A 22,521-nucleotide genomic window follows, 5' to 3' on the forward strand; every position below is an offset into this window, starting at 1 on the left:
CCCTCTCCTGCTTGCATTGCTGCTGCCTTCGCGGCTTCTGCTGGTGCTTCTTGCCCTGCCGTCGTTGTCATGGGTCTTTTACGGACTGATGGTCCTGCGTGCCTATGTGGCAGTGCCCGCGCCACCGGTCTCGAATGGCATATTACTGGATCCCGGCAAGGTTCCAGCTCTGGCCGGCGAGCTCGAACGATTGCGGCTTGCCTGCGATGCGCCCGCCTTCACGGCCGTCTATATCAACGCCGAGCTTAACGCCTCCATCTACCAGACAGGGTCCCGTGCCGGACAGCCGAAGCATGTTCTGGTGCTTGGCTTGCCGCTTCTCGCCTTGCTGACAGGAAAGCAAGCCGCAGTCGTCATAGCACATGAATACGCGCATATTTCCCGACAGCACGGCCATCTTGCGCGTTGGGCCTATGTGGCGCGTCAACGCTGGGCGACGCTTGGTGAATTGCATGAGCGCAATCATCGGCTGATCACCGCGCCGCTCAGATTGTTTCTCTCCTGGTACGTGCCCCGCATGATGCGCGAGACACTGGAGTTTTCCCGCCGTTGCGAGATGGTTGCTGATGCGCAGGCAATTGCGGTTTGCGGCGGCGATATCGCATTCGAGGCAGAAACGGCCCTGGCGTTGCGGCAAAAGGCCATGTCCAGCCGGTTCTGGCCGGATATATTTGCGCAGGCGGGCAATGACGATATCGCTCTGATGCGGCCATTTATGCAGCTTTTGACAGAGCCAGCGAGTAGCCGTCCGCGCGACGGCGCGCAGGCGGCCATCTGGCTGCATGAAAGCCTCTGCCAGAAACCGGATATTCACAGCACACATCCTGTCTTTTTCGAGCGCATTGCCGCGACAGGATTTGATCCGGCAAGCCCCCTACCCGATCATCTAGCCTGGCACCTTGAAGAGACGTCGGCGGCCGTAGATTGGCTGGGGGCGGAAGCCCCTGGTCTCGCCGCGCAGCTTGATGCCGATTGGCGCGAAACCGCGGCGCAAGGCTGGCGGGATGCAAAAGAATGGCACGCCTATCAACAGCGCGAATTCTCAAAGCTCCTGCAGCGTCGCGAGCAGCAGGTGTTTGATGAGCAAGACTGGTTGGAACTGGCTCGACTGGCCGAGGCATTCGATCCGGCAGGCACGCTTCGCCCCGAGGCGATTGCACAAGGGTTGCAGCATACCCCTGATGACCCGGCGCTTCTTCAGCTAAAGGCCAGCGATCTGGAGCAAGCTGGCGATATCAAAGGTGCAATTTCCCTATGGTTTCGCATCAGTCAGTCCCCTTCCACGTCCGAGTATCAGGCTCATCGCCACCTTTGCGAACTCTACCTGCGGGTGGGAGACAAGCCAGTGGCGGAGCACCATCGGCAGATCGCCGATCAATTATGGACCGAAGAAGATGTAAACCGACCAGTATCCAAAGGTCTCTTTCCTCACGGAATGGATGCGTCCGAACTCGCCTTGCTACAAAGTACGCTTCAGCCACTCTTCCAGCATGCGCGGGCCATCTGGCTTTGCCGCGACACGCCGCCAGATACGGCAAGCCAGCCGCGCTGGTTCCTCTATGTCCAGGCTTATGACAGCTGGTTCATGCGTCTGGTTGGCAGGCTGACTGGCGAGGACGATGTGAATGCTTCTGCCTGCAAGAGGCTAATGGATCGTTTGCAGGCGCGGCTGCATCTCTATCCGGAAGTCCGCTTTATCGGGCCGAACGATCCGATTCCGGCGCATTGCATGGACGGCAGCTTGATTGCCCAAGCCGGTTCGGCCGTGTCGCGCCATTGAAGGCCACGTTAGCGCTTCGACTTCCATCGTCCGTTTCGCCAGATACTTATCGGATCGGTGAATTGCTTGGAAACGGAACACGCTCCCAGTTCGTGCCGTCGAAATGCACGATGTCGGCATAACCAATAGACCATAGCAAACCGTCCGCTACTTGCAGGATATGCCCGTCTCTATACTCCGGAACCAGTCCTGTCTGTATCCGCTGCACCGAAGCACCGTCATAAATATAAAGACCGGTTTCGGTCGCCAGGAAAACCTGGCCATCATAGACAGTGACGCCGACATAGGATCGAGCTCGATCGGGTTCCAGAAGCTTTCTGAAGCCGTCGATATGGTTGCCATGCAGCAAGGTACCCTGACGCCCGCAAGCCCAGACTGAACCAGCGTGCTCTACATGAATGTTGCTGATGGCCGGAATATCCCTGGCGACGGACATCCAGCGGCGGCCATCCCAGCAGAACAATACGCCGTCGTTTACATTCTTGCGCCAGCCGCCAACATAAATCTCGTTTTCGCTGACACCGGCAATCGCCTTGAGTGTAAGGTCTTCCTTGTCAGCCTCATCCTGCAGCAATCCGGCATCGATATGCTCCCATGCGCCGGAGTCGAGCCGTCGATAAACCTGACCACCGTTACCGCAAGCATGCAGTCGTGTGCCGATCTGGACAATTCTGCACATGCAACCCCAGCCATGGGAATCATTCGCCCACAGGCCAGACCCAATGATGCGCTCGGTGACTATGTCGCCGTCGATCGGCAGATGCACGACGTCGCCGTCTTCGGACATGAAGACGAAGGCGGGTTGCGCGCTCACAGGATCAGCGCCTCTCCTGGGTGAGAAAAGGGTCCCATCAGAAATCGTCATTTCCAGGTCGACATAGGTCCATGGCTGGCTTTCTCCGGCCCGATACCCACAAAGGCGAGCGAAACCGTCGAAGCGCTCGTCCTCATTGGAACACGCCACGAAGAGATCATCGCGCGATCGCACAATCCCTGCTTCAAATTGAAGCCGGATCGCATCGGGCTTTGTCAGCGGCTGCATCAAGTGTTGCCTCCTTCGGCAAATCGAGGAGCTCCGTCATAGGCCACGATCACGTAGCGGTCGTGTCGGTCGAGTTCGTTTGCGTCCACTAGGACATTGACCAGCGAGCCGGAGGGAGATGCGAGTACGAATGAGTAGGGATCTGCACTTTCATCGTTGGCCAATAGTATCGCTGTCTGGACGAACCTGGCGATCTGCGAGCCGCCCTCCAGAAGACTTGGCGGTGTCAGCTCTTCCTTCGCGTAGATCGATATGACCTGAGAGAAGTCGGATCCGTCGCCTTCGTGAATGACGCATAGTACCGCCTTGTCTTGCGCCTGTGACAGGTCGTTCACCACTTCGATGGTGCTTGTGTCCACACGCAGCACCGCAGCCAGCGCATTTTTCATGAGAGTGGCGTCCACCGGTCGTTCAGGTGCCGCGTCCAGCCAGATCATCGCCAAACCTCCGAAGATTCTCGTTGCCCCAGATGATCAAGTCCACCGCGCCGAGGTTATATGCATCCCAATTCGTTTTCATCCGCCGGGAGCTGGGTTCGCTCCAATGACGAACATGAAAAGCACGATTGCCGAGGTCTCCACGCCTTCTCTCAGAGCCGTCAACGGTCGCAACATGGCATTGAGCCGCCGGTTCTGTTCCTGTGCCGGCTGATCATCAGAGGTGACCAGGACGTCAGATGCCGTTGGTGTCATCAGGTCTCTTCCGGTGTACGCCTCGCGACTGTTTGCGGGGTATTGCCGTCCCGACAATTCGGTGCTCCAGACCATGTAAAGCGGCGCGTCGAAATCGCCAACGACATTTCCATTGGACGGCTCGAAGCCAAGCGCTGCCAGGTCGGCTCTGAGATTGTCGGGCAAGATGCCTTTCTTTGTTTCGCTCAGACTGGAATCATAGCCGCCCAGCATAATGCTGATCTTGGTCGTTGCCATGCCCGTCGACTGCACTCTTATCTTGCCGAGATAGGCTCTCGTTCCACCGAGCGAGCTGAGTTGATCATATCGTGTCGACGACAGCTCGTTTAGACGGTTTGGCGGCATTAGGAAATCGTAGTCGTGAGCGAGCGTTCGCAGGAGCAGCCGTTCACCCGAATTGCTGACGTTGAGCGCGACGACAGGTTCGTTCGTTTCCACGGGAGCATCAGGGTAGGTTGGAACAAGAAAGGAAACTCCGATGATCGCAACCGCCAGAACGAGAGCGAGTTTCAACAGTTTCTTCGTCAAAGCTTTTTCTCTTGAATGCTTGCCACTCCAAACGGATTGAATTTGTATCCATCCTCTTCGTACCGGGTGTCGTCGGCTAGAGCGGCATGACGATCCGCCAAGGCTGTCTCAACGCCTTCCCGGGTCATCTCATCAGCGATATCATCGATCAGGGCTGCGATCTTAAGTTGTTCGGCATTGGTGGACGGCTTCTGATCGTCTTTTCGGCCAAAGGTGACCAGCACATCAGGCAATCCGATCAGGTGAAACCCGACGCTCGCCATCCCTTCAGCATCATCGCCGATGGGCCGGCGCGCAAAGGCGAGACGGCAAGTTCTTGCAAGTATCAGCAAATCGCGGGATGCCGCCGCGTCGCGCGCCTGTTCGAAAAGTTCCTTCCATCGGCGCACTCCATGGGCGACGCCCGCGCTCTCGCCCTTAGCGGCGATCGCACCATGATCGAGCATGTATTGTACAAACATCAAGGCCTTTGCGGATGTGGTTACGGCTATGTCCGCCGCCATGGATGGACCCAGCACATAGAGGACCGAGCCGTGCCCGGCGACCGCGTCTTCATCCGTCTCCTGATAGGCGTTGGGATCAACGCGGTCCCAGCAGACATTGAATGATCGTTCCATCCGATCATCCGGCTCGTCCTGCGAAAACTCTTTGTCCACGGTAAAGTCATTGGCAAACAGGTCGATAGCAGCGCGGGCATTTTGCTGGAGCGCCGCAAGGCCATTTTCCTTGCCGAGAAAGCAAAGCACATGACGCGGTGTGTAGCTGGAACGGGACGCGGCGAAGGCCGGCTGTTTGCTCGACGCTCGACTAAGAGATGGCCTCCCCAGAATAAGTCCGCCCAAAAATGCGAGAACGCCACGACGCACTGAATTCATTCGGGCTTCCTACTGTTTTCAGTCAACGGGTTTGAGAGCTTCGACTACACCATATCGCATCCGCTTTATTTTCGTTGCAACTCGATTTTTATTCCCGTCAATCAGAGCGATAAAAATAAAGGCTTCTCCCATCGATCGCGCCTCAAATCTTTTGATGACGAACGGCTCAGAGGTAGTCTACCGAGAAGAGACCACAGATATCCAATAAACCTCTGCTTGTTTCACAAACCACAGGAAGCCATCACGGCCTCGATATGATCCCAATTGCACTGATCCCCGCCTCCTTCTACGTTCTGCTGCCGGTATCGGTTATATCGGTGCTTATCCTCCTGTCATGGCTCGCGGTGCTCAGCGTCTGGCGTGGCGCGCGAAAGGCGTTTCGGGCACGCTTGCCTAAGTCGTCCGCAACCCTTACACGCAATTCGCTATAGTCACGAACTGCGCAATTGCCGAATGCGCCATGCGCGAGGCAAATGCCGAAGCGATAGATGAACGAAAATGACGATAACAATACGCCCGGCGCAGCTATCCGATTCAGAACTCATCCTGCGATTTATTCGCGAACTGGCGGAATATGAAAAGGCGGCTCACGAGGTTGAGGCGACGACGGCCTCCATCGAGCAGTCCCTGTTTGGCTCTCAATCCGTGACCCATGCCGTCATTTGCGAGGTCGATGGCGAGCCGGTGGGTTTCGCGGTCTGGTTCTATACCTATTCCACCTGGCTTGCCCGTAACGGCCTTTATCTCGAGGATCTTTACGTCACGCCCCAGAAGCGTGGGGCAGGCGCCGGCAAAGCGCTGCTGAAATATCTCGCGAAGCTCGCGATCGAGAAAGGCTGCGGCCGGTTCGAATGGAGCGTGCTCGACTGGAACGAGCCGGCCATCCGCGTCTATCGCTCCATCGGAGCAGAGCCGCAGGACGAATGGGTGCGCTACCGGCTGGCCGGCGATACGCTGAAGGCTTTTGCCGATAGCTAATAGCGATGTTGATACGAGGCGATCGGCAGGCTCCACATACAGCCGATCGCCTCGTTCCGCTTGATCGTCACCCCAACTCGATGATCGCGCAGCCATAGGCTTCGAGCGACAGCGCACCGGACACCGCTTTGCCGCCGTCGAGGAGATTGACACCGCGCGGGACGCTGGTCAGTTCCGCGTGCTGGTCGGTGTAGTTCTGGATGAACAGAAGATGCCTTTCATCATTCTGGCGCATCGTCACTTCGACACCATCCGGCAGATCGGCGATCAGCGGTTCGACGCCCGCATCCGCAAAGGTACGGTCGGACAGCGCTGCCGTCAGATCGGCTGTCAGATACGTGCCGAGATAGAGCACCCTGCCCTTGCCGACCTTGCGCGATGTCGCCATCGGCACGCCTTCAGCATAGCGGTTCGACCAGGTCGCCACCACCTCGACATCGTCGGCCACCGCCAGGTTCTCGTAGAAATGAGCACCTTCCAGCTCGCGGTTGCCGATGGTGAAACGGCGAACGCGGCGATGGGATTCGGCCGGGCGGTTTGGCGGGATCATCAGCCCACCGGAGCGCGACATGACGTCGAAGAGGCCGTTGGCACCCGGAGCGGCAAGCCGACCGAAATCCTCAACGGTGACGCCGGTCAGTCGCGTCAGCGACGAACCCGGCGCCGCTTCGCGGATGACGTGGTTGTTTTCATCGCGCGTGCCGGTGCGGGCTCCGACAATCACGGTGCCCCCGCCTCGCGCAAATGCTTCCAGCCGCTCAGTCCAGCCATCCTTCCACATCACCCAATGCGGGACATACAGCAGCTTCAACCGCGAAAGATCGTCTTCGGGATGGATGAAGCCACAGGCGATGCCGCGGTCGTAGCAATATTGGTGCAGCAGCACAGCGTCGTCCTGCGGGCTCGGCAGGCCGATCGAGTAGGTCTTGTGCGCCTCCTGATTGTCGAAGTCGGAGCCGGCAATGCCGACATCCATGCGGACATGCGTGCCGAGGATCTTGTCTTTCAGCGCCGTCATCTCGGTGGCGAAGCGCTTGGCCTCGTCATAGCGGTGACGCGGCACGTCGTCGTGGTCGATGATGCCCATCCAGTAGATTTCCGCGCCGAAATGCGCTGGCCGCCAACGGAAAAACATCAAGCCATCGGCGCCGCGCGCGACCGAGGACATCGCCATGCGGCGCATCTCGCCGGGCTCCGGCGTCAGCGTGCAGAAGCCGGGCTGGCTGCCGAAGCCGGATTGCTGTTCCGGGATGATGTAATTGCCCGAGAAACCACGGCAGATATCGAGATGCAGCGCCTGCACCTTGGCGTGGTTGCCGATGCGCTGGAACTCGTCATAGAGCATCGGGTAGATATCATAGCCGACGAAGTCGAGATCGGTGGAGAACTGGCCGCGAAAGTCGATATCGCGCAGGCCGCCGAGATTGTGGAAGATGAACCAGTTGGCCTTGGTGGCGCGGAGGATCTCCACCTGATCGTGCTGGAACCGCGCCGTCGAGAAGGCCAGGAAGCGGTGGTAGTCCTGCAGATGCCCTGGGCTCGGGAAGGTCGGCCCGAAATCGATGGGAAGCACGACCTGGCCGAAATCGTCATAGGCGGTCGCCCAAAAATCGCCGCCCCAGGCGAAGTTGAGCTTGTCGATCGTGACATATTTCTCGGCGAGATAGGCCTGGAATTCCTTTAGCGTTGCGGCAGAGAAGGATTCCGGCATGCTTGTGTTGAGTTCGTTGTCCGTCTGCCAACCGATGACATCGGGATTATCGCGATAATGCTCGGCCATCGCCTTGGTGATGCGCTTGCTGTGCTCGCGGAAAACCGGGCTTGCCGTATCGGCATGCTGGCGCGAACCGTGGCTCATCGTCCGGCCATTGCCGTCGACGCGGAGAACTTCCGGATGGGCTGCCGTCAGCCAGCGCGGCGGTGTAGCTGTCGGCGTGCACATGATGGTGCTGATGCCGTGGCATGCAAGGACCGCGATGGCGCGATCGAAGAGATCGAAGTCGAAGCTTCCGAGCTTCGGCTCGAAGATATGCCAGGCGAACTCGCCGAGACGAACGACATTGAAGCCGGCCTCGGCCATGCGCTTGGCGTCGCGCTCCCAATAGCTTTCATCGACATGTTCCGGATAATGCGGCGTGCCGACGAGAAACCTGTCGGTCTTGATAGTGCGCCATACGGAAAGGTCTTTGGTGCTGGTATTGACTGACACTGTATCAGGCTCCTGAAGGATCATTTGTCGAGAATTGGCTTGCGGACGGTGATGGTCCGCTCGTCATTGGCGGAAAACAGGTAGACCTCGCGCGGATCGATGCGGAGGCTGATCGGCGCGTCGGCGGCAACGCCGGTGACATGGCCGATTTGCACGGTGATGTTGCCGGTGCCGCTTTCGGAGCTGACGCATTGTAGCTCCCCGGCGTCGACATAGAGGATGGTCTCCCGTCCGAGATGTTCGACGAGACGGACCTGGCCGGTGATCGCGGCACCCGGGGATGCTGCATCCGAAACGGTGATATTTTCCGGCCGGATGCCGAGGGTAAGGGTCGCCCCCTTCTGGACCGAGGCGCCGGCTGCCAGATCCACCGCGATCGGCGCAAGCCCCGGAGCGGAAACGGTGACGCTGTTTCCGGAAACCTGGTCGACCGTCACCGGAAAGAAATTCATCCGCGGTGCGCCGAGAAAGCCGGCCACGAAGAGATTGTCCGGGTTGCGGTAGAGCTCCAGCGGCGAGCCCACCTGCTCGATGATGCCGCGATTGAGCACCACGATCCGGCTTGCCATCGTCATCGCCTCGACCTGGTCGTGCGTGACATAGACCATTGTCGCGCCGAGTTCGGCATGCAGGCCGCTTAACTCGACGCGCATCTGGGTGCGAAGGGCAGCATCGAGGTTCGACAACGGCTCGTCGAACAGGAAGACCTCCGGCGAGCGGGTAATCGCGCGGCCGATGGCGACGCGCTGGCGCTGGCCGCCCGAAAGCTGTTTCGGGCGCTTGTCGAGCTGGTCGGTGATCCGGAGGATCTTGGCGGCGCGCGCCACCGCCGCATCGATCTCCGCCTTCGGCCGCTTGGCCATGCGCAGGCCGAAGCCCATGTTTTCGGCGACGGTCATATGCGGATAGAGCGCATAGGACTGGAACACCATTGCGATGCCGCGATCGCCCGGTTCAGCTATGGTGACATCGCGGCCGTTGATCATGATCTGGCCGGAGGAGATGGTTTCCAGACCGGCGATCGACTTCAGCAGCGTGGATTTGCCGCAGCCGGAAGGGCCGACCATGACGATGAATTCGCCCTGCTCGACGGAAAGATCGATGCCGCGCAAGGCATGATAGGCGCCATAATTCTTGTTGACGTGTCGAAGTTCGAGACTGGTCATGCTTTTCGGCTCGCAAAGGAAGGATTGGCACAAGGGGCGGGATGGACGGTCGTGGTGGATAAAGTCGTCATCCCTTCACCGCCCCCATGGTAAGCCCGGCAATGAAGTGCCGCTGCATCAGGAAGAACATGACGACGGGCGGCACGGCGACGATGATCGTGCCGGCCGAGATCAGGTTCCAGGCGGAAACCCATTCGCCGCGCAAATTGGCAAGCCCGGCGGTCACCGGCTTGACCGTGTCGCTCACCGTCAGCACCACGGCCCAGAAGTAATCGTTCCAGACGAAGGTGAAGATCAGGATCGCGAGTGCGGCCAGCGCCGGGCGAACGAGCGGGATCACCACATGCACCAGCGTCTGGAACGGTGATGCTCCCTCAGCCCTTGCGGCTTGGAACAGCTCATCCGGCAGGGCCGCGATGAAGTTGCGCATGAACAGTGTCGCAAAGCCCGTCTGAAAGGCGATATGGAAGATGATCAGCGCCGCCAGCGTATCATAGAGACCGATCCGCACCATCAGGTCGCGCACCGGTATCATCATGATCTGGTAGGGCAGGAAATTGCCGCCGACGAAGAGCGCGAAGACCAGCATGTTGCCGCGAAAGCGGTAACGTGCCAGCACGAAACCGGCGAGCGTGCTCATGACCAGCACACCGATGACGGAGGGTATGGTGATCATCAGGCTGTTGAGGAAATAGCGCGCCATCGGCGTCTGGGTGAAGACGGAGGTGTAGTTGTCGATCAGGCCGAACTGTGTCGGCCAGCCCCAGAGATTGCCGCCCATCACATCCTGCGTCGAGCGGAACGAGGTGAGGATGACGGCAAATAGCGGGCACAGCCACAGGATCAGGATGGCGAGAACGGCGGTGAAATAGAAACGGCGATGCCAGATGGCATCTTCGGGGATCGGGCGCGGATACATCAGGCCCCTCTTTCTTCGATGCGGATGATCCGCGTGAGGTACCAGACGATGAACACCGCCATGATCACGAACAGAACCGAGGCGATCGCCGCGCCATAGCCGAAGCGGTAGGAGAAGATCGACTGCTCGAACATCTGATAGGCGAGCACTTCGGAGGAGCCGAACGGCCCGCCCTGGGTCATGACCGACACCATGTCGAAGGATCGGAGCGCGCCGACGACGGTGACCGCAATGGCGATGAAGGTGACCTGTGTCAGCTGTGGCAGAACGATATGGCGCAGCATGTTCCAGCCCCGCGCTCCATCCACCCTGCCCGCGCCGATCAGCTCTTCGCTGAGATTGTTGAGGCCAGCGAGGTAGAGGACCATGCAGAAGGCGATTTGCGGCCAGAGGGCGGCGATGACGATCGCGAAGGTCACGAGATGCTCATTGGAGAGCAGTGCCGGTGCCGTCGCGCCGAAGAAACCGAAGATCAGGGCAAGCAACCCCAGTTGCGGCGTGTAGACCCAGGTGAAGACGACGCCGACGGCGACGGAGGCCAGCACCAGCGGAATGAAGAACAATGATTTCATCAACCGCATGCCGCGGATCTTCTGGTTGACGAGAAGCGCGATCGCCAGCCCCAAGGGTGGTGCTGCCATGAACATGACCAGCCAGATGACGTTGTTCTTCAGGGAAACGTAGAATTGCGGGTCGTTGAACAGCTCGACGTAATTGCCGAGGCCGGTCCAGACCATCGGGCTGAAGCCGTCCCAGTCGTGAAAACTGATCCAGATGCTCTCGACCGCCGACCACAGGATCACGACGGAAAAGAGAATGGCGGCCGGTAAAATCAGCAAAGTTGGAGTGAGCCACCAGCGATGGTGACGCCAAAATATCATCATTTTATCCTCTATCGATATGGGGAGGCGGAGCCGCGGCCCCGCCTCTCGGTCGCTGGGAGGAAAGCTAGAGCTTGTAGATACGCTTGCGCGTACCTTCGAGCCGCTGCAGGATGGCGTTGCGCCGTTCCGGCTTCGCCATGAACTCCTGGAAGCCGGAGAGGCCGGCCTGCGCCATGTCGGGATCGCTGTCGCGGTCGTAATATTGCGACGTGCCCTGTAGCGTCTTCAACACGTCGACGGCGGCATTGACCAGCGGGTCCTTGCTCGGCGGCAGGTCGTTGCGCGGCGGGATATTGCCGCCGGGCTCCAGATAGGGGCCGAGATTTTCCGGGCGGTAGAAGTAAGCCAGGAACTCACGGGCGCCCTGCTTGTTCTTTGCGTTCGCCGGAATATGGACCGAATTCAACGAAAACTCCTCGAAACGGCCGACCTTGGGGTCGATCGTCGGGAATGGCGCAAAAGCGAGCTGATCAAGATCCTCTTTCGGGAAGGCGTAGCGGACGAAGGCGCCAAGATTCATCATCCCCGCCTTCTTCTGCGCCAGAAGCGCGCCCGCCTCCTGCCAGCCGAAGGAGGTATTGTCCGGCGTGAAGAAGCCCTGCTTGATCAGCGTTTCCCACTGATCGAAGACCGGCTTCAATGACGGATCGAGATAGCTCATCTCGCCGTTCATCAGCGCCATGTGCTTGTCGAGGCCGTTGATGCGCAGGTTCATCTGGTCGAACCAGCCGGCTGCCGGCCACAATTCCTTGGTGCCCATGGCGATTGGCGTCAGGTTCGCGCTTTTGCACTTGGCGCCGTATGCCAGGAAATCATCCCAGTTTGCCGGCGCCGTTGCGCCGAGTTGGGCAAAGACATCCTTGCGATAGAACATGCCCCAGAGCGTTCCGCCGGTTGGCAGGCCGTATTGCTTGCCGTCGACGGTAACGGAGCCTGCCGTCGCGCCGAGCACGTCCTTGTATTTCTCTTTCTCGAAAAGATCGGAGATGTCGTCGAAAAGGCCACGCTTGACGAAGGCGCGCATGCGGTTTCCGGAAAACCAGAAGCAGATATCCGGCGCGCCTGCGACCAGATAGTTGCGGATCGCGGTCTTATGGGCCTCGTGGTCCATATTGTTGATGACGACCTTGACGCCGGCCTGCTTGCCGAAATCGTCACCGATCTTGCGCAGGATCGCCAGCGCATCGGCGTTGTTCTCGTCGGAAATGATATTGATGTCCTGCGCCTGCGCAATCGCCGGCATCGGAAAACCCGCGAGTGCGGTGGCGGAAACCGCCCCTGCCCCCTTCAAAAAGGTACGTCGGCTCGACGGCCTTCCAAGCAAATTGAAAGTCATTTGAATTCCTCCCGTTTTAACGCCTGTCTCCACCCTCAGCCGATGAGCCAGCGGGACGCCCTCCGAGCGTTTTCCGTTTGCCTCCGGACGCATGGCCGCAATAAACCCGCCGAGGCAGCGAATGTGCTGCCCGGATATTTGGGTTCGTGAAGCTGTGAGTCCCTTTTTCTGACTTCTTCGTGCTTGCACACGGCCGGATGTTGATCGACGGGTGAAGTTATGCATAAGTCTGAAACAGACGCAATAATTAATTTACAAAATTAAGAAAGAGAAATCGTGAAGCTGAAAGGCGACCAGAGTACCTCGCGCGCCATGAACCGGCGGCTCATTCTCAACCTCCTGAGGCAGGAGGGACCGAAGAGCCGCGCGGAGATTGCGACGATTACCGGCCTCAGCCCGGCCGCCGTCACCTTCGTCATCGCGGACCTGATCGAGGAAGGCCATGTCACCGAAGGAAAGGCCGTAGCGGGGTTTTCGGGACGCCGGCCGATCCCTGTCGAGATCAATTATACTAATGGGTTGGCGATCGGCTTTAAACTGATGGTCGGCTCGGTGGAATGCGTTGTCACTGACCTCGCCACCAGCCCCCTTGGATCCATGCGGCTGACGCTTGCGGATCACGATCCGGAAAACGTCGCCAAGACGCTCGCCGCAGCCGTTCCCTTGCTCGTGCAATATGCCGCCCGGCCGAATGCGCAACTCGCCGGCATCGGAATTTCCATGCCCGGCGTCATCGGCAATGATCAGGCGACCTGCGTGCGCAGCCACCGCTTCAACTGGAACAACGTTCCCCTCGCCTCGATTTTGGCGCAGAAGGTCAAGGTACCCGTCTGGCTGGAGGACGACACGAACGCCTATGCGATCGCCCAGCAGCTCTTCGGCGTCGGGCGGCAGCATCGAAACATGGCAGTGCTCGCCATCGGCGTCGGCATCAGCTGCGCGCTCATCATCGAGGGCAAACTCTATCGTGGCGCCAATGGCGCGGCCGGCAAGTTCGGGCATACGCTGCATGAGGAAAACGGCCGCCTTTGCGAATGCGGCAAGCGCGGCTGCCTCATGGCCTATCATTCCCAGACCTCAATGCTACGCACATGGCGTGAGACGACAAATCGTAGCAATAGCGATGGTTTGCCTGAAATGCTTAATGCGGTTGAGGAGGGTGAGACAGCCGTTGGCGATATCCTCAGGGAAGCGGGCATCGGGATTGGAAAGGCTTTGGCAAACCTCGTCAATGTCACCGATCCCGAAGTGATCGTGGTGGGCGGAGAAGCCGTATCGTTCGGCGAGGCATTTTTCGAGCCGTTAAGATCGACCATGGCCGCCCACACCTTTCGCGCATCGCCGCCTCTGCTTCCAGACTGGGAGGACAATTCTTGGGCACGGGGAGCGGCGGCTCTCGTCACGCAGAAGTTCTTCGACTTCGAGACATCCGGCGGCACGACGGGAACTGCCGAGACATTGACCAAGACTTCGGCTGCGTAGACGTCGGGGAGGCGCAGCTCCGGTCTTGCGTCGCCTACGCTTTCACGAGACAACCGTCGCATGAGCGTTCCGACAAGCCACCCATTCGCCTTCGATCCCACCTATGGCATGGAGCTTGAGCAGCTTCTTGCCATCAAGCCACCGGAGGCGCCGCCGGGCTTTGATGATTTCTGGAAGGAGCGGTATCGTCGGGCGATCGCCGTCGACCCGCAGCCGAAACTTCGCCGCAGCAAGACGCACCATCCCGACTGGCACGTCTTCGACATCACCTATTCGTCGACCGGTTCGTTTCAGATCGGCGGCTGGCTGCTGCTTCCTCGTGAAGGACAGGTACGGCGCGGCCTTGTCGTGGGCCATGGCTATGGCGGCAGGGATCTGCCCGACTTCGATCTGCCGGTGAGAGAGACGGCAATCTTATTTCCCTGCTGTCGTGGTCTGTCCCGCAGTGCTCGTCCGCCTATACCAGCGGATGCGGCCGGGCATGTGCTCTACGATATCGGCAAGCCCGATCGCTATATCATCGGCGGCTGCGTCGATGATCTGTGGATTGCCGTCTCGACGCTTGTCGATCTCTATCCGTGGCTCGAAGGGCATATCGGCTATAGCGGCATCAGCTTCGGCGGTGGTATCGGCGCATTGGCGATCCCCTTCGATGAGCGGATCGATCGTGGGCACTTGGTCGTGCCGACCTTTGGGGATCGGTCACTATGGTTGAATTTGCCAACGGTCGGCAGCGCCGATTCGGTCCAAGCCTATCAAAAGGAACACGGAAGCATGCTTGAGAGCTTGCGTCTGTTTGATGCGGCAAGCGCGGCGACCCGCATCAAGGTGCCGATGCTCGTTGCGCCCGCACTATTTGACCCGGCGGTGGCGCCGCCCTGCCAGTTTGCTATAGCAAACGCGTCGCCGAAATTTAATGAAATATTCATCCTCGATGCCGGCCATTTCGACTATCCTGGTTGCATGGAACAAAATATACTACTCAACGAAAAGGTCAGACGATTTTTCGAGGTGCCATGAACCGCGAATATCTGCACTGGTACAGCCAGCGACTGCATCGTGACATGGAGTTGCTGGTGTTCGGCCATGCAGGGGCCAAGGTGCTGATGTTTCCGACGCGGGACGGACGGTTCTGGGAATACGAACAGCTCGGCATTGTCGCCAGCCTGGCAGACAAATTGGAAGCCGGAGAGCTGCAGCTCTATTGTATCGAGGGTCTGGCGACCGAGACCTTCTATGGGCTGCAACGCCATCCGGCTGAACGCATTCGCCGCCATGCCGCCTTCGAAGATTATATCCTGAACGAAGTCCTGCCGCTGATGGCAGAGAAAAATCCCAATGACTGCATCATCGTGCACGGCTGCAGCCTCGGCGCATTCCAGGCCGCAAGCCTCGTCTTCCGTCACCCTCACCTCTTCCGCAAGCTCGTCGCCTTTTCAGGCCGCTACGATCTGACGATGAAGGTTGAATCCTTTGGAGACCTGTTCGACGGCTATTACGACGACACGGTCTATTTCCACACTCCGACGCATTTTCTACCGGGTCTTACCTGCGAACGGCGGCTGCAGAGGCTTCGTGAGATCGACATCGTGCTTGTCATTGGCGACGCCGATCCTTTTCTCGACAACAATCGCCATCTCAGCCGGCTTCTGGCCGAGAAACGGATCGATCATCACCTGCATGTCTGGGATGGACGCGCCCATCGGGCGGGCGCCTGGCGCAAGATGACGCCGCTGTACGTATGATGAAAGATCCCCGCCCGCACTCAGGTGCGCGGGGGTGGTTAGGCTTCCACGCGTAGCTTTTTATACCAGTCCGATCGGAAGCGGAGCGATTCGTTTGCCGGCGCCGTAGTCGCGCTCGTGGGACCTGCGGTGCTGCCGTTCCCGGCTCAAGGACAGGTCGACCCGATTTTGCTCGACCAGACCGTCCGGATAGGTTCCGGTATCATCGGTTTCCACTTCCGACTGAGCGGTGACGATCTTCAAATTCATCGCGTTTCCTCCAGCGGTGACGCAGAACCCCTTGATCCTGCGTCTGCTTCCATTAGTATTCGCAAAAGTTGTTAAAAAATTAACGACGTCCGTTAATAAATTCGATTACGCCTCATCGCGCTTGAAATGCTCGCTGGAATGGAACATTTCTGCCAATACAACGTTGAAAAGTCGATTTCGTTTTGGGGGACTCCATGGATCACTACGAAATCACTGGGGGTCGTCACACCCGAATCATTCCTTCCAAATTCGGCGCCGTCGGACATCTGATCCCGACAGGGATCGTGGCCAATCGCTGCCGCTTATCCTCGATCAATCACTGTCAATTCGGCGGATAGACTGGAGTAGATCATGGCTATTGGAATCACATCATTCGTTCTGGCGCTTATCGGGCTGGCGCTTGGCGGCGGCGGGTTGTGGCTCGTCCAGCTTGGCGGCAGTTTCTTTTATGTCCTTGCTGGCCTGGCATTTCTTGCGACCGCGATATTGCTGTTCCTGCGCAAGGCGTCCGCCCTTTGGCTCTACGCGATCTTCGTACTTGCGGCACTTGGCTGGGCGATCTGGGAGGTCGGTTTTGACTGGTGGCAGCTCGGGCCGCGCGGCGGCCTGATCATCCTGATCGGCCTTTGGCTGCTGACGCCATGGATACGGCGTCCGCTCGGCTTCCGCAGCCTCGACGGCGTGCAATATGCCGCCAGTCCCTGGCCGCTTGGCCTGCCGTTGCTCGCGGCAATCATCGTCGCCGGCTACTCGATGACCACCGATCCGCACGATCTTTCCGGCGATCTTCCGACCACAGTGGCGGCCAACGCGCCGATGGGCGGCGATGTGCCGAATGGCGAATGGCATCAATATGGCCGCACGCCTTACGGCCAGCGCTATTCGCCGCTCGACCAGATCAATGTCCAGAATGTCGCCAACCTGCAGGAGTTCTGGCGGTATCAGACCGGCGACGTAAAGCGTCCGGACGATATCGGCGAGACGACCTATCAGGTAACACCGCTCAAGGTGGGCGATACGCTCTACCTGTGCACGCCGCATAATATTGCGATCGCACTCGATGCGGTCAGCGGCAAGGAGAAATGGCGGTTCGACTCCAAACCCGGGATGAACTCTGACCGTCAGCACCAGACATGCCGAGGGGTCACCTATTATCACGATCAGGCCGCCACAGCCGGTGCGCCCTGCGCAGACCGCGTCTACCTGCCGACCTCGGATGCACGGCTGGTCGCGCTGGACGCGGCCGACGGCAAGGTCTGCACGAGCTTTGCCGACCAGGGCGTGCTCCACCTCGAAACCGGGATGAAATATAATCCTGCCGGCTATTACTACTCGACCTCGCCGCCCGTCGCCGTGGCGGGCAAGATCATCGTCGGCGGGGCGGTCAACGACAATTACTCCACCCAGGAGCAATCCGGTGTTATCCGCGCCTTCGATATCAAGACCGGCGCGCTTCTCTGGAACTGGGACTCCGGCAATCCGGACCAGACCACGCCCCTGCCGGCAGGGCAGACATACACCACCAATTCGCCGAACAGCTGGTCGGTATCGAGCGTCGATGAGGCGTTGGGCCTGATCTATATCCCGCTCGGCAATCAGGTTCCAGATCAGCTGGGCATGGGCCGCAGCGCGAATGTCGAGCGCTTCTCCTCCTCGGTGGTGGCGCTGGATATCAACACCGGACAGCTCAAATGGGTGCAGCAATTCGTGCACCACGATCTCTGGGACATGGACGTCCCGGCGCAGCCTGTGCTCTTCGACATGACCAAGTCGGATGGTTCGGTGGTGCCCGCGCTTGTTGCTTCGACCAAGCAGGGTGACATCTACGTGCTTGACCGGCGCACCGGCGAGCCGCTCATTCCGTTCAAGGAGATACTGGCTCCGGGCGGCACCATCCCCGAGGATCACGCGTCGCCGACGCAGCCGATCTCGGATCTTACCTTCTCGCCGCCTCCGCTGCAGGAAAAGGACATGTGGGGCGTCTCGCTGTTCGATCAGCTTGCCTGCCGCATCGCCTTCCACCGCTACAAATATGAGGGCCGCTATACGCCGCCGTCGCTTGAGGGATCGATCATCTATCCCGGCAATTTCGGCACCTTCAACTGGGGCAGTGTTGCCGTCGATCCCGAGCGTCAGATCATGTTCGGCATGCCGACCTATCTGGCCTTCACCTCACGGCTGGTTCCGCGTTCGGAAATCGCACCGAAAGGTCAGGGTGAGAAGGGCAGCGAGCAAGGCCTGAACCGCAACGAAGGCGCTCCGTACGGGGTCTATATGGGACCGTTCCTCGGACCGCTCGGCATCCCCTGCCAGGCTCCGCCATGGGGCTACGTCGCCGGCGCTGATCTGAAGACCGGGAAAATCGCCTACAAGCACAAGAATGGCACTGTGCATGACATGACGCCGCTGCCCCTGCCCTTCAAGGTCGGCGTGCCCGGCATCGGCGGGCCGATCGTCACCAAAGGCGGCGTCGCCTTCTTAGGGGCTGCGGTCGACAACTATCTGCGTGCCTATGACGTCACGACGGGGCGGCAGCTTTGGGAAGCTCGTCTGCCGGCGGGTGGCCAGGCAACGCCGATGACCTATACCGCCGGCGACAAGCAATATGTCCTCATGGTGGCCGGCGGCCATGGCTCTGTCGGCACCAAGCCCGGCGACTATGTCATCGCCTATCGGCTGCCTTAAATCGGAACTGGAGAGCAAACGTCGTTTGCTCTCCAGCTGCCACGGCTACGAGCCATTTTTCAGCAATCCACCGCCGTCAATACGTGCGGACGACTCCCGGCGCTGCCGGCCGAAAAACATTTCATAATGCAGTATATCTATAGAATTTACGCCCTTATCTTCGGCTCCCAGATCCGGCACCCATAGGCCGCTGGAATTAGGAGAGCGCAGATGGATCTAGCCGTTCAACACACGGATCGAATTCGCCCGGTGGCAGTCCGACTGGCGAGCGAGGAAGAGGCAATTGCGACGGCACGCGTGCTGGCAAAGCAATTCGCCGAATCTGCCTCCAGCCGCGATATCGACCGGCTGCTCCCGTATGCCGAGCTCGACGCGCTCTCGCAATCGGGTTTGCTTGCGATCACCGTTCCCTCCGAATATGGCGGATTGGATGTCTCCAATACGGTTCTGGCCGAGGTCACGGCCATTCTCGCCGAGGCGGATGGATCGATCGGGCAGATACCGCAGAACCATTTCTACATTCTCGAAGCCCTGCGCACCGACGGGAGTGAGGAGCAGAAGCGGTTTTTCTTCGGCCGGGCGCTGGCGGGTGATCGGTTTGGCAATGCCCTGTCCGAAAAAGGCACCAAGACCGTCGGCCACTACAATACCCTCATCACCCGCGAGGGGCTTGGCTATCGGATCAATGGCCGCAAATATTATTCCACCGGCGTCATTTTCGCCGATTGGATCACGGTATTCGCATTGGACGAGGAAGAGCGGTTGACCATGTCCTTCGTGCCGCGCGGTACCGAAGGCATCGAGATCGTCGACGATTGGGATGGGTTCGGCCAGCGGACGACAGGTAGCGGCACCACCATCCTCAGCAATGTCTATGTGCGGGCGGACGCCGTCGTTTCCCATCAAAAGGGTTTCGAACGCCCCACAACGATCGGTTCCGTCGGTCAGATCATCCACGCCGGTGTCGATCTGGGCATCGCGCGCGCCGCGTTTGCCGAGACGGTCGAGTTCGTGAAGACGAGCGCCCGCCCCTGGATGAATAGCGGCGTCGAACGTGCGGCAGACGACCCACTGACCATCGCAAAAGTCGGGCAGATTGCCATTCGTCTCGAGGCGGCGACGGCCGTCGTCGAACGCGCCGGCCGGAAGGTCGATATCGCCCAGATCGATCCGAGCGAAGCGAATGTGGTGGCGGCGACGCTTGCTGTTGCGACCGCCAAGGTATTGACGACGGAGATCGCGCTGGAGGCATCGAACACGCTGTTCGAACTCGCCGGTACGTCGTCCGTCCGTGTCGGTCTCAATCTCGATCGCCATTGGCGCAATGCGCGCACCCATACGCTGCACGATCCCGTGCGCTGGAAATATCATGTGGTCGGCAATTATTATCTGAATGATGTGACGCCGCCGAAGAACGGCGCGCTGTAACCTCTCAACGAAAAGGCCCGCTCCGGAAACCGGAACGGGCCTTTCTTCATGCATCTTGGGAGGATGCTGATCAGCTATAAAGGCTGACGGTCGGGATCGTACCGTTCAGGACGAAATCACCAACTTCCTTGGCCTTGTAGAACACCGGATCGTGTAGCGTGTGAGTCCGGACGTTGCGCCAGAAGCGATCGAACCGATAGCTCGATGCTGTGGAACGGGCACCCGTTAGTTCGAAGACGCGCGAGGTGATGTCGAGCGAAACATTGGTGGCGTGCACCTTTGCCGCATAGGCTTCCGCCGCCGCTTCGCCGCGTTCCCGCGCCGTGACATCGCTACCACGCGAAAGGGCTGCTTGGACCGCTTCGGCAGCGCTGTCAGCAAGGGCCGCCGAGGCTTTCAGCGAGGCGGTAAACTCTCCGACCCGCTCAAGGATATAGGGATCGTCGGAGGCCTTCTCGACACCGGACGTAATCCAGGGTCGCGTCGTTGTCCGCACATAGTCGAGCGCGGCTTCTAGTGCCCCTTCGGCCGTGCCGAGGTAGAAATTGACGAAGACGAGCTGTATCAGCGGAGTGTTGAACGTCGAAAGCACCGCCGGCGGCGCATCCGGTTCGGAGGGCGGCGCGATGAAGTCCTCCTCGTAGACCGGGAAATCGCGGAACTCGACAGTGCCGCTGTCGGAGAGCCGTTGGCCGATATTGTCCCAGTCGTCATTGGCGATATAGCCCGGCCGGCTGGTCGGCACCGCGAAGCTGGCGACCTTGCCGTCAAGCGCGGCATTGGCGTTGATGTAGTCGGAGATATGGGCGGCCGTTGAGAAGGACTTGCGGCCGTTGAGCACGTAGGCGTTGCCACGCCGGGTAAGCTCAAGGCCCGGATCGCGCGGATTGACGGCGGCACCCCAATAATGGTTCTTCGCCACCGTCTCGGCGCCGAGCGCATGGGCGCGAGCGACATCATCGAGCGCCCAATAAATATATTGGCTATTGACGAAGTGATAGCCGAGAAGCTGGCCGAGCGAGCTCTCGCCGCGCGAGATGATGCGTACCAACTTCAATGCGTCGACCCAATTGAGCCCGCCGCCGCCGATCTGCGGCGCATGCAGCGCATTGAGGAGACCGGAGTTCTTAAGCCGGATGATCTCCTTCAGTGGCGGCAGCCCTTCTCGATCGAGTTCGGCCGCACGCTTCGCGAAATCGGCGGAAATCTCCGTCGCGGCTGAAAATAGTGCGTCCCGTCCGGTGCCATGGCTGGCGGCGAAGACGACATTGGATTTGCTCATGTGGGAACTCCCGATCCATCGATCGCTTGAAGTGATGATACGGCGGGACCGAAAATAGCCCGCCGCATAAGTCCTGTTGCCGTGCTTAGAACAGCTTGGCTGGAATCCAGCTCGCCGTCACCGCATCGCTGGTGCTGAAGGCGGGGATCTTCGCGGCCAGATCCTCGATGGTCTTGACGCCAGCCGCGCGCAGGCTCTCCTGGGTCAGAAGCGTCGGCTTGACGGTGATCTGGTGCGGAACATCCTGTCCGGCGATCTGCAGGGCAGCCGCGCGGACGGAAACAGCGCCGACGACGGCCGGATTGGTGGCGGCCGTCGCGACCCACGGGCTTCCAGGCTCGACGATTTCCTGGATGTCGGCGGTCGAGACGTCGGCGGAATAGATCTTGATCTTGTCGGAAATGCCAAGATCACCGGCTGCGAGTTTCACGCCACGAGCGAACTCATCATAGGGCGCGAACACGACCTTGATATCCGGATTGGCGGTCAATACCGCCTTGGCCTGGTCGGCAGTGCTGGTGGCGGTCGTATCGCTGACGTTGCCAAAACGCGCCTTTTCGACGACGCCCGGATTGGCGGCCTTGAACTTGTCCCAGACCTCGTTGCGGCGATCGAGCGGCGCGAAACCCGCGACATAGACATAGCCGGCGGCAAAGCTCTTGCCGTTGTCCTTCACTACCTGGTCGAGCGCCTGCTGCGCCAGCTCGTGGTCGCTCTGTTCGACCTGCGGGATCTTCGGATTGTTAAGGTTAACGTCGAAGGCGACGACCTTGATGCCCTTGTCGAGCGCCTGCTGCACAACGTCACTCAGCGATTCCGGCAGGCCGTGATCGATGACGATACCGCTGACGCCGAGATTGACGGCCTGGAGGATCTGTTCGCGCTGTTCGGCGGCGTCCTGACGGCCGGGGAATACGCGAAGATCGATGCCGAGCGCCTTGGCCTGCGCTTCCGCTCCAGCCTGATAGGCCTGGAAGAAATCGCCGGCGGAGATGTAGCTGATCAGCGCCAGCTTGACGCCGCCCTTGTCGAAGGGCGCCGGTGCGCCAGCGATGCCATCGGCATGGGCCGGCTGCAAGAAGACGAATGGAATGACGGCGGCAGACAGAGCGAGCCGTGCGAGAGATTTCATCGTCGTGTTCCTTATGGTCGATCGAAAGCATCGTCTGATGGGCAACGGGTTCCCGGCGACGCGTCAATCTATTAGAAATAATCTCTATCTTTTTAGTAGAGTAAATGAT

Annotated in this window: 19 protein-coding genes; 7 read left to right on the forward strand and 12 right to left on the reverse strand. The window is 59.5% G+C overall.

The window, feature by feature from the left end:
* Positions 1 to 43: 43 nt before the first annotated feature.
* A complete protein-coding gene (locus AC1RO0_RS10175; RefSeq protein WP_498592769.1) occupies positions 44 to 1,780 on the forward strand; it encodes a M48 family metallopeptidase in 1,737 nt (578 codons plus the stop codon).
* A 46-nt stretch (positions 1,781 to 1,826) separates the two neighbouring features.
* Here AC1RO0_RS10175 and AC1RO0_RS10180 read toward each other — a convergent pair whose 3' ends face one another.
* The 4 genes from AC1RO0_RS10180 to AC1RO0_RS10195 form a co-directional block, all read right to left on the reverse strand.
* Positions 1,827 to 2,822 (reverse strand): beta propeller repeat protein, encoded by a 996-nt coding sequence (locus AC1RO0_RS10180; protein WP_498592770.1) that lies wholly within the window; start codon positions 2,820 to 2,822, stop codon positions 1,827 to 1,829.
* Positions 2,822 to 3,259, reverse strand: a complete 438-nt coding sequence (locus AC1RO0_RS10185; protein WP_498592771.1) for a hypothetical protein — start codon at positions 3,257 to 3,259, stop codon at positions 2,822 to 2,824. The genes AC1RO0_RS10180 and AC1RO0_RS10185 overlap by 1 nt, the downstream gene beginning before the upstream one ends.
* A 78-nt stretch (positions 3,260 to 3,337) precedes the next feature.
* On the reverse strand, positions 3,338 to 4,042 hold the full coding sequence (locus AC1RO0_RS10190) for a hypothetical protein (protein WP_498592772.1): 705 nt from the start codon (positions 4,040 to 4,042) through the stop codon (positions 3,338 to 3,340).
* Positions 4,039 to 4,917 (reverse strand): hypothetical protein, encoded by an 879-nt coding sequence (locus tag AC1RO0_RS10195; RefSeq protein WP_498592773.1) that lies wholly within the window; start codon positions 4,915 to 4,917, stop codon positions 4,039 to 4,041. The genes AC1RO0_RS10190 and AC1RO0_RS10195 overlap by 4 nt, the downstream gene beginning before the upstream one ends.
* A 498-nt stretch (positions 4,918 to 5,415) precedes the next feature.
* Between AC1RO0_RS10195 and AC1RO0_RS10200 the strand changes: the two genes are divergently transcribed.
* Positions 5,416 to 5,895 (forward strand): GNAT family N-acetyltransferase, encoded by a 480-nt coding sequence (locus tag AC1RO0_RS10200; RefSeq protein WP_498592774.1) that lies wholly within the window; start codon positions 5,416 to 5,418, stop codon positions 5,893 to 5,895.
* A gap of 67 nt (positions 5,896 to 5,962) precedes the next feature.
* Here AC1RO0_RS10200 and AC1RO0_RS10205 read toward each other — a convergent pair whose 3' ends face one another.
* The 5 genes from AC1RO0_RS10205 to AC1RO0_RS10225 form a co-directional block, all read right to left on the reverse strand.
* The gene (locus AC1RO0_RS10205) at positions 5,963 to 8,128 is read right to left on the reverse strand and encodes a beta-galactosidase (RefSeq protein WP_498592775.1); all 2,166 of its coding nucleotides are present in this window, start codon (positions 8,126 to 8,128) and stop codon (positions 5,963 to 5,965) included.
* Complete coding sequence (locus tag AC1RO0_RS10210; RefSeq protein ID WP_498592776.1) at positions 8,125 to 9,270, reverse strand: ABC transporter ATP-binding protein; 1,146 nt, start codon at positions 9,268 to 9,270, stop codon at positions 8,125 to 8,127. The genes AC1RO0_RS10205 and AC1RO0_RS10210 overlap by 4 nt, the downstream gene beginning before the upstream one ends.
* A gap of 67 nt (positions 9,271 to 9,337) precedes the next feature.
* On the reverse strand, positions 9,338 to 10,189 hold the full coding sequence (locus AC1RO0_RS10215; protein WP_498592777.1) for a carbohydrate ABC transporter permease: 852 nt from the start codon (positions 10,187 to 10,189) through the stop codon (positions 9,338 to 9,340).
* Positions 10,189 to 11,073 (reverse strand): carbohydrate ABC transporter permease, encoded by an 885-nt coding sequence (locus AC1RO0_RS10220; RefSeq protein WP_498592778.1) that lies wholly within the window; start codon positions 11,071 to 11,073, stop codon positions 10,189 to 10,191. Before AC1RO0_RS10220 ends, AC1RO0_RS10215 begins: the two co-directional genes overlap by 1 nt.
* Positions 11,074 to 11,137: 64 nt before the next feature.
* Positions 11,138 to 12,409: an ABC transporter substrate-binding protein gene (locus tag AC1RO0_RS10225; RefSeq protein WP_498592779.1), complete on the reverse strand. Its 1,272-nt coding sequence runs from the start codon at positions 12,407 to 12,409 to the stop codon at positions 11,138 to 11,140.
* Between the two features lie 276 nt (positions 12,410 to 12,685).
* On the opposite strand from AC1RO0_RS10225, the gene AC1RO0_RS10230 reads away from it, so the two are divergent.
* The 3 genes from AC1RO0_RS10230 to AC1RO0_RS10240 are packed head-to-tail and all read left to right on the forward strand — an operon-like array spanning position 12,686 to position 15,636.
* Positions 12,686 to 13,891, forward strand: a complete 1,206-nt coding sequence (locus AC1RO0_RS10230; protein ID WP_498592780.1) for an ROK family protein — start codon at positions 12,686 to 12,688, stop codon at positions 13,889 to 13,891.
* A 60-nt stretch (positions 13,892 to 13,951) separates the two neighbouring features.
* Positions 13,952 to 14,911: an acetylxylan esterase gene (locus AC1RO0_RS10235; protein WP_498592781.1), complete on the forward strand. Its 960-nt coding sequence runs from the start codon at positions 13,952 to 13,954 to the stop codon at positions 14,909 to 14,911.
* Positions 14,908 to 15,636, forward strand: coding sequence for an esterase family protein (locus AC1RO0_RS10240; RefSeq protein ID WP_498592782.1), 729 nt, complete (start codon positions 14,908 to 14,910; stop codon positions 15,634 to 15,636). Before AC1RO0_RS10235 ends, AC1RO0_RS10240 begins: the two co-directional genes overlap by 4 nt.
* A 60-nt stretch (positions 15,637 to 15,696) precedes the next feature.
* Here the strand turns inward: AC1RO0_RS10240 and AC1RO0_RS10245 are convergent, their stop codons facing one another.
* Entirely contained in the window at positions 15,697 to 15,885 is a 189-nt protein-coding gene (locus tag AC1RO0_RS10245; protein WP_498592783.1) for a hypothetical protein, read from the reverse strand.
* A gap of 351 nt (positions 15,886 to 16,236) precedes the next feature.
* Between AC1RO0_RS10245 and AC1RO0_RS10250 the strand changes: the two genes are divergently transcribed.
* Both AC1RO0_RS10250 and AC1RO0_RS10255 read left to right on the forward strand, forming a co-directional pair.
* Positions 16,237 to 18,570, forward strand: a complete 2,334-nt coding sequence (locus tag AC1RO0_RS10250; protein WP_498592784.1) for a glucose/quinate/shikimate family membrane-bound PQQ-dependent dehydrogenase — start codon at positions 16,237 to 16,239, stop codon at positions 18,568 to 18,570.
* Between the two features lie 210 nt (positions 18,571 to 18,780).
* A complete protein-coding gene (locus tag AC1RO0_RS10255) occupies positions 18,781 to 19,998 on the forward strand; it encodes an SfnB family sulfur acquisition oxidoreductase (RefSeq protein ID WP_498592785.1) in 1,218 nt (405 codons plus the stop codon).
* A 70-nt stretch (positions 19,999 to 20,068) separates the two neighbouring features.
* On the opposite strand, the gene AC1RO0_RS10260 is transcribed toward AC1RO0_RS10255, so the two are convergent.
* Both AC1RO0_RS10260 and AC1RO0_RS10265 read right to left on the reverse strand, forming a co-directional pair.
* Complete coding sequence (locus tag AC1RO0_RS10260; protein ID WP_498592786.1) at positions 20,069 to 21,280, reverse strand: acyl-CoA dehydrogenase family protein; 1,212 nt, start codon at positions 21,278 to 21,280, stop codon at positions 20,069 to 20,071.
* 85 nt (positions 21,281 to 21,365) lie between these two features.
* A complete protein-coding gene (locus tag AC1RO0_RS10265) occupies positions 21,366 to 22,412 on the reverse strand; it encodes a substrate-binding domain-containing protein (protein WP_498592787.1) in 1,047 nt (348 codons plus the stop codon).
* Positions 22,413 to 22,521 lie beyond the last annotated feature (109 nt).

The sequence above is a fragment of the Rhizobium sp. GW821-FHT14E12 genome (assembly GCF_058803745.1).

Excerpts from the sequence above, each read along its gene's own strand:
- AC1RO0_RS10180 (WP_498592770.1), bottom strand. The coding sequence starts at position 2,822 with ATGCAGCCGCTGACAAAGCCCGATGCGATCCGGCTTCAATTTGAAGCA.
- AC1RO0_RS10185 (WP_498592771.1), bottom strand. The coding sequence starts at position 3,259 with ATGATCTGGCTGGACGCGGCACCTGAACGACCGGTGGACGCCACTCTC.
- AC1RO0_RS10195 (WP_498592773.1), bottom strand. The coding sequence starts at position 4,917 with ATGAATTCAGTGCGTCGTGGCGTTCTCGCATTTTTGGGCGGACTTATT.
- AC1RO0_RS10200 (WP_498592774.1), top strand. The coding sequence starts at position 5,416 with ATGACGATAACAATACGCCCGGCGCAGCTATCCGATTCAGAACTCATC.
- AC1RO0_RS10205 (WP_498592775.1), bottom strand. The coding sequence starts at position 8,128 with ATGATCCTTCAGGAGCCTGATACAGTGTCAGTCAATACCAGCACCAAA.
- AC1RO0_RS10210 (WP_498592776.1), bottom strand. The coding sequence starts at position 9,270 with ATGACCAGTCTCGAACTTCGACACGTCAACAAGAATTATGGCGCCTAT.
- AC1RO0_RS10215 (WP_498592777.1), bottom strand. The coding sequence starts at position 10,189 with ATGTATCCGCGCCCGATCCCCGAAGATGCCATCTGGCATCGCCGTTTC.
- AC1RO0_RS10220 (WP_498592778.1), bottom strand. The coding sequence starts at position 11,073 with ATGATGATATTTTGGCGTCACCATCGCTGGTGGCTCACTCCAACTTTG.
- AC1RO0_RS10225 (WP_498592779.1), bottom strand. The coding sequence starts at position 12,409 with ATGACTTTCAATTTGCTTGGAAGGCCGTCGAGCCGACGTACCTTTTTG.
- AC1RO0_RS10235 (WP_498592781.1), top strand. The coding sequence starts at position 13,952 with ATGAGCGTTCCGACAAGCCACCCATTCGCCTTCGATCCCACCTATGGC.
- AC1RO0_RS10240 (WP_498592782.1), top strand. The coding sequence starts at position 14,908 with ATGAACCGCGAATATCTGCACTGGTACAGCCAGCGACTGCATCGTGAC.
- AC1RO0_RS10245 (WP_498592783.1), bottom strand. The coding sequence starts at position 15,885 with ATGAATTTGAAGATCGTCACCGCTCAGTCGGAAGTGGAAACCGATGAT.
- AC1RO0_RS10250 (WP_498592784.1), top strand. The coding sequence starts at position 16,237 with ATGGCTATTGGAATCACATCATTCGTTCTGGCGCTTATCGGGCTGGCG.
- AC1RO0_RS10255 (WP_498592785.1), top strand. The coding sequence starts at position 18,781 with ATGGATCTAGCCGTTCAACACACGGATCGAATTCGCCCGGTGGCAGTC.
- AC1RO0_RS10260 (WP_498592786.1), bottom strand. The coding sequence starts at position 21,280 with ATGAGCAAATCCAATGTCGTCTTCGCCGCCAGCCATGGCACCGGACGG.
- AC1RO0_RS10265 (WP_498592787.1), bottom strand. The coding sequence starts at position 22,412 with ATGAAATCTCTCGCACGGCTCGCTCTGTCTGCCGCCGTCATTCCATTC.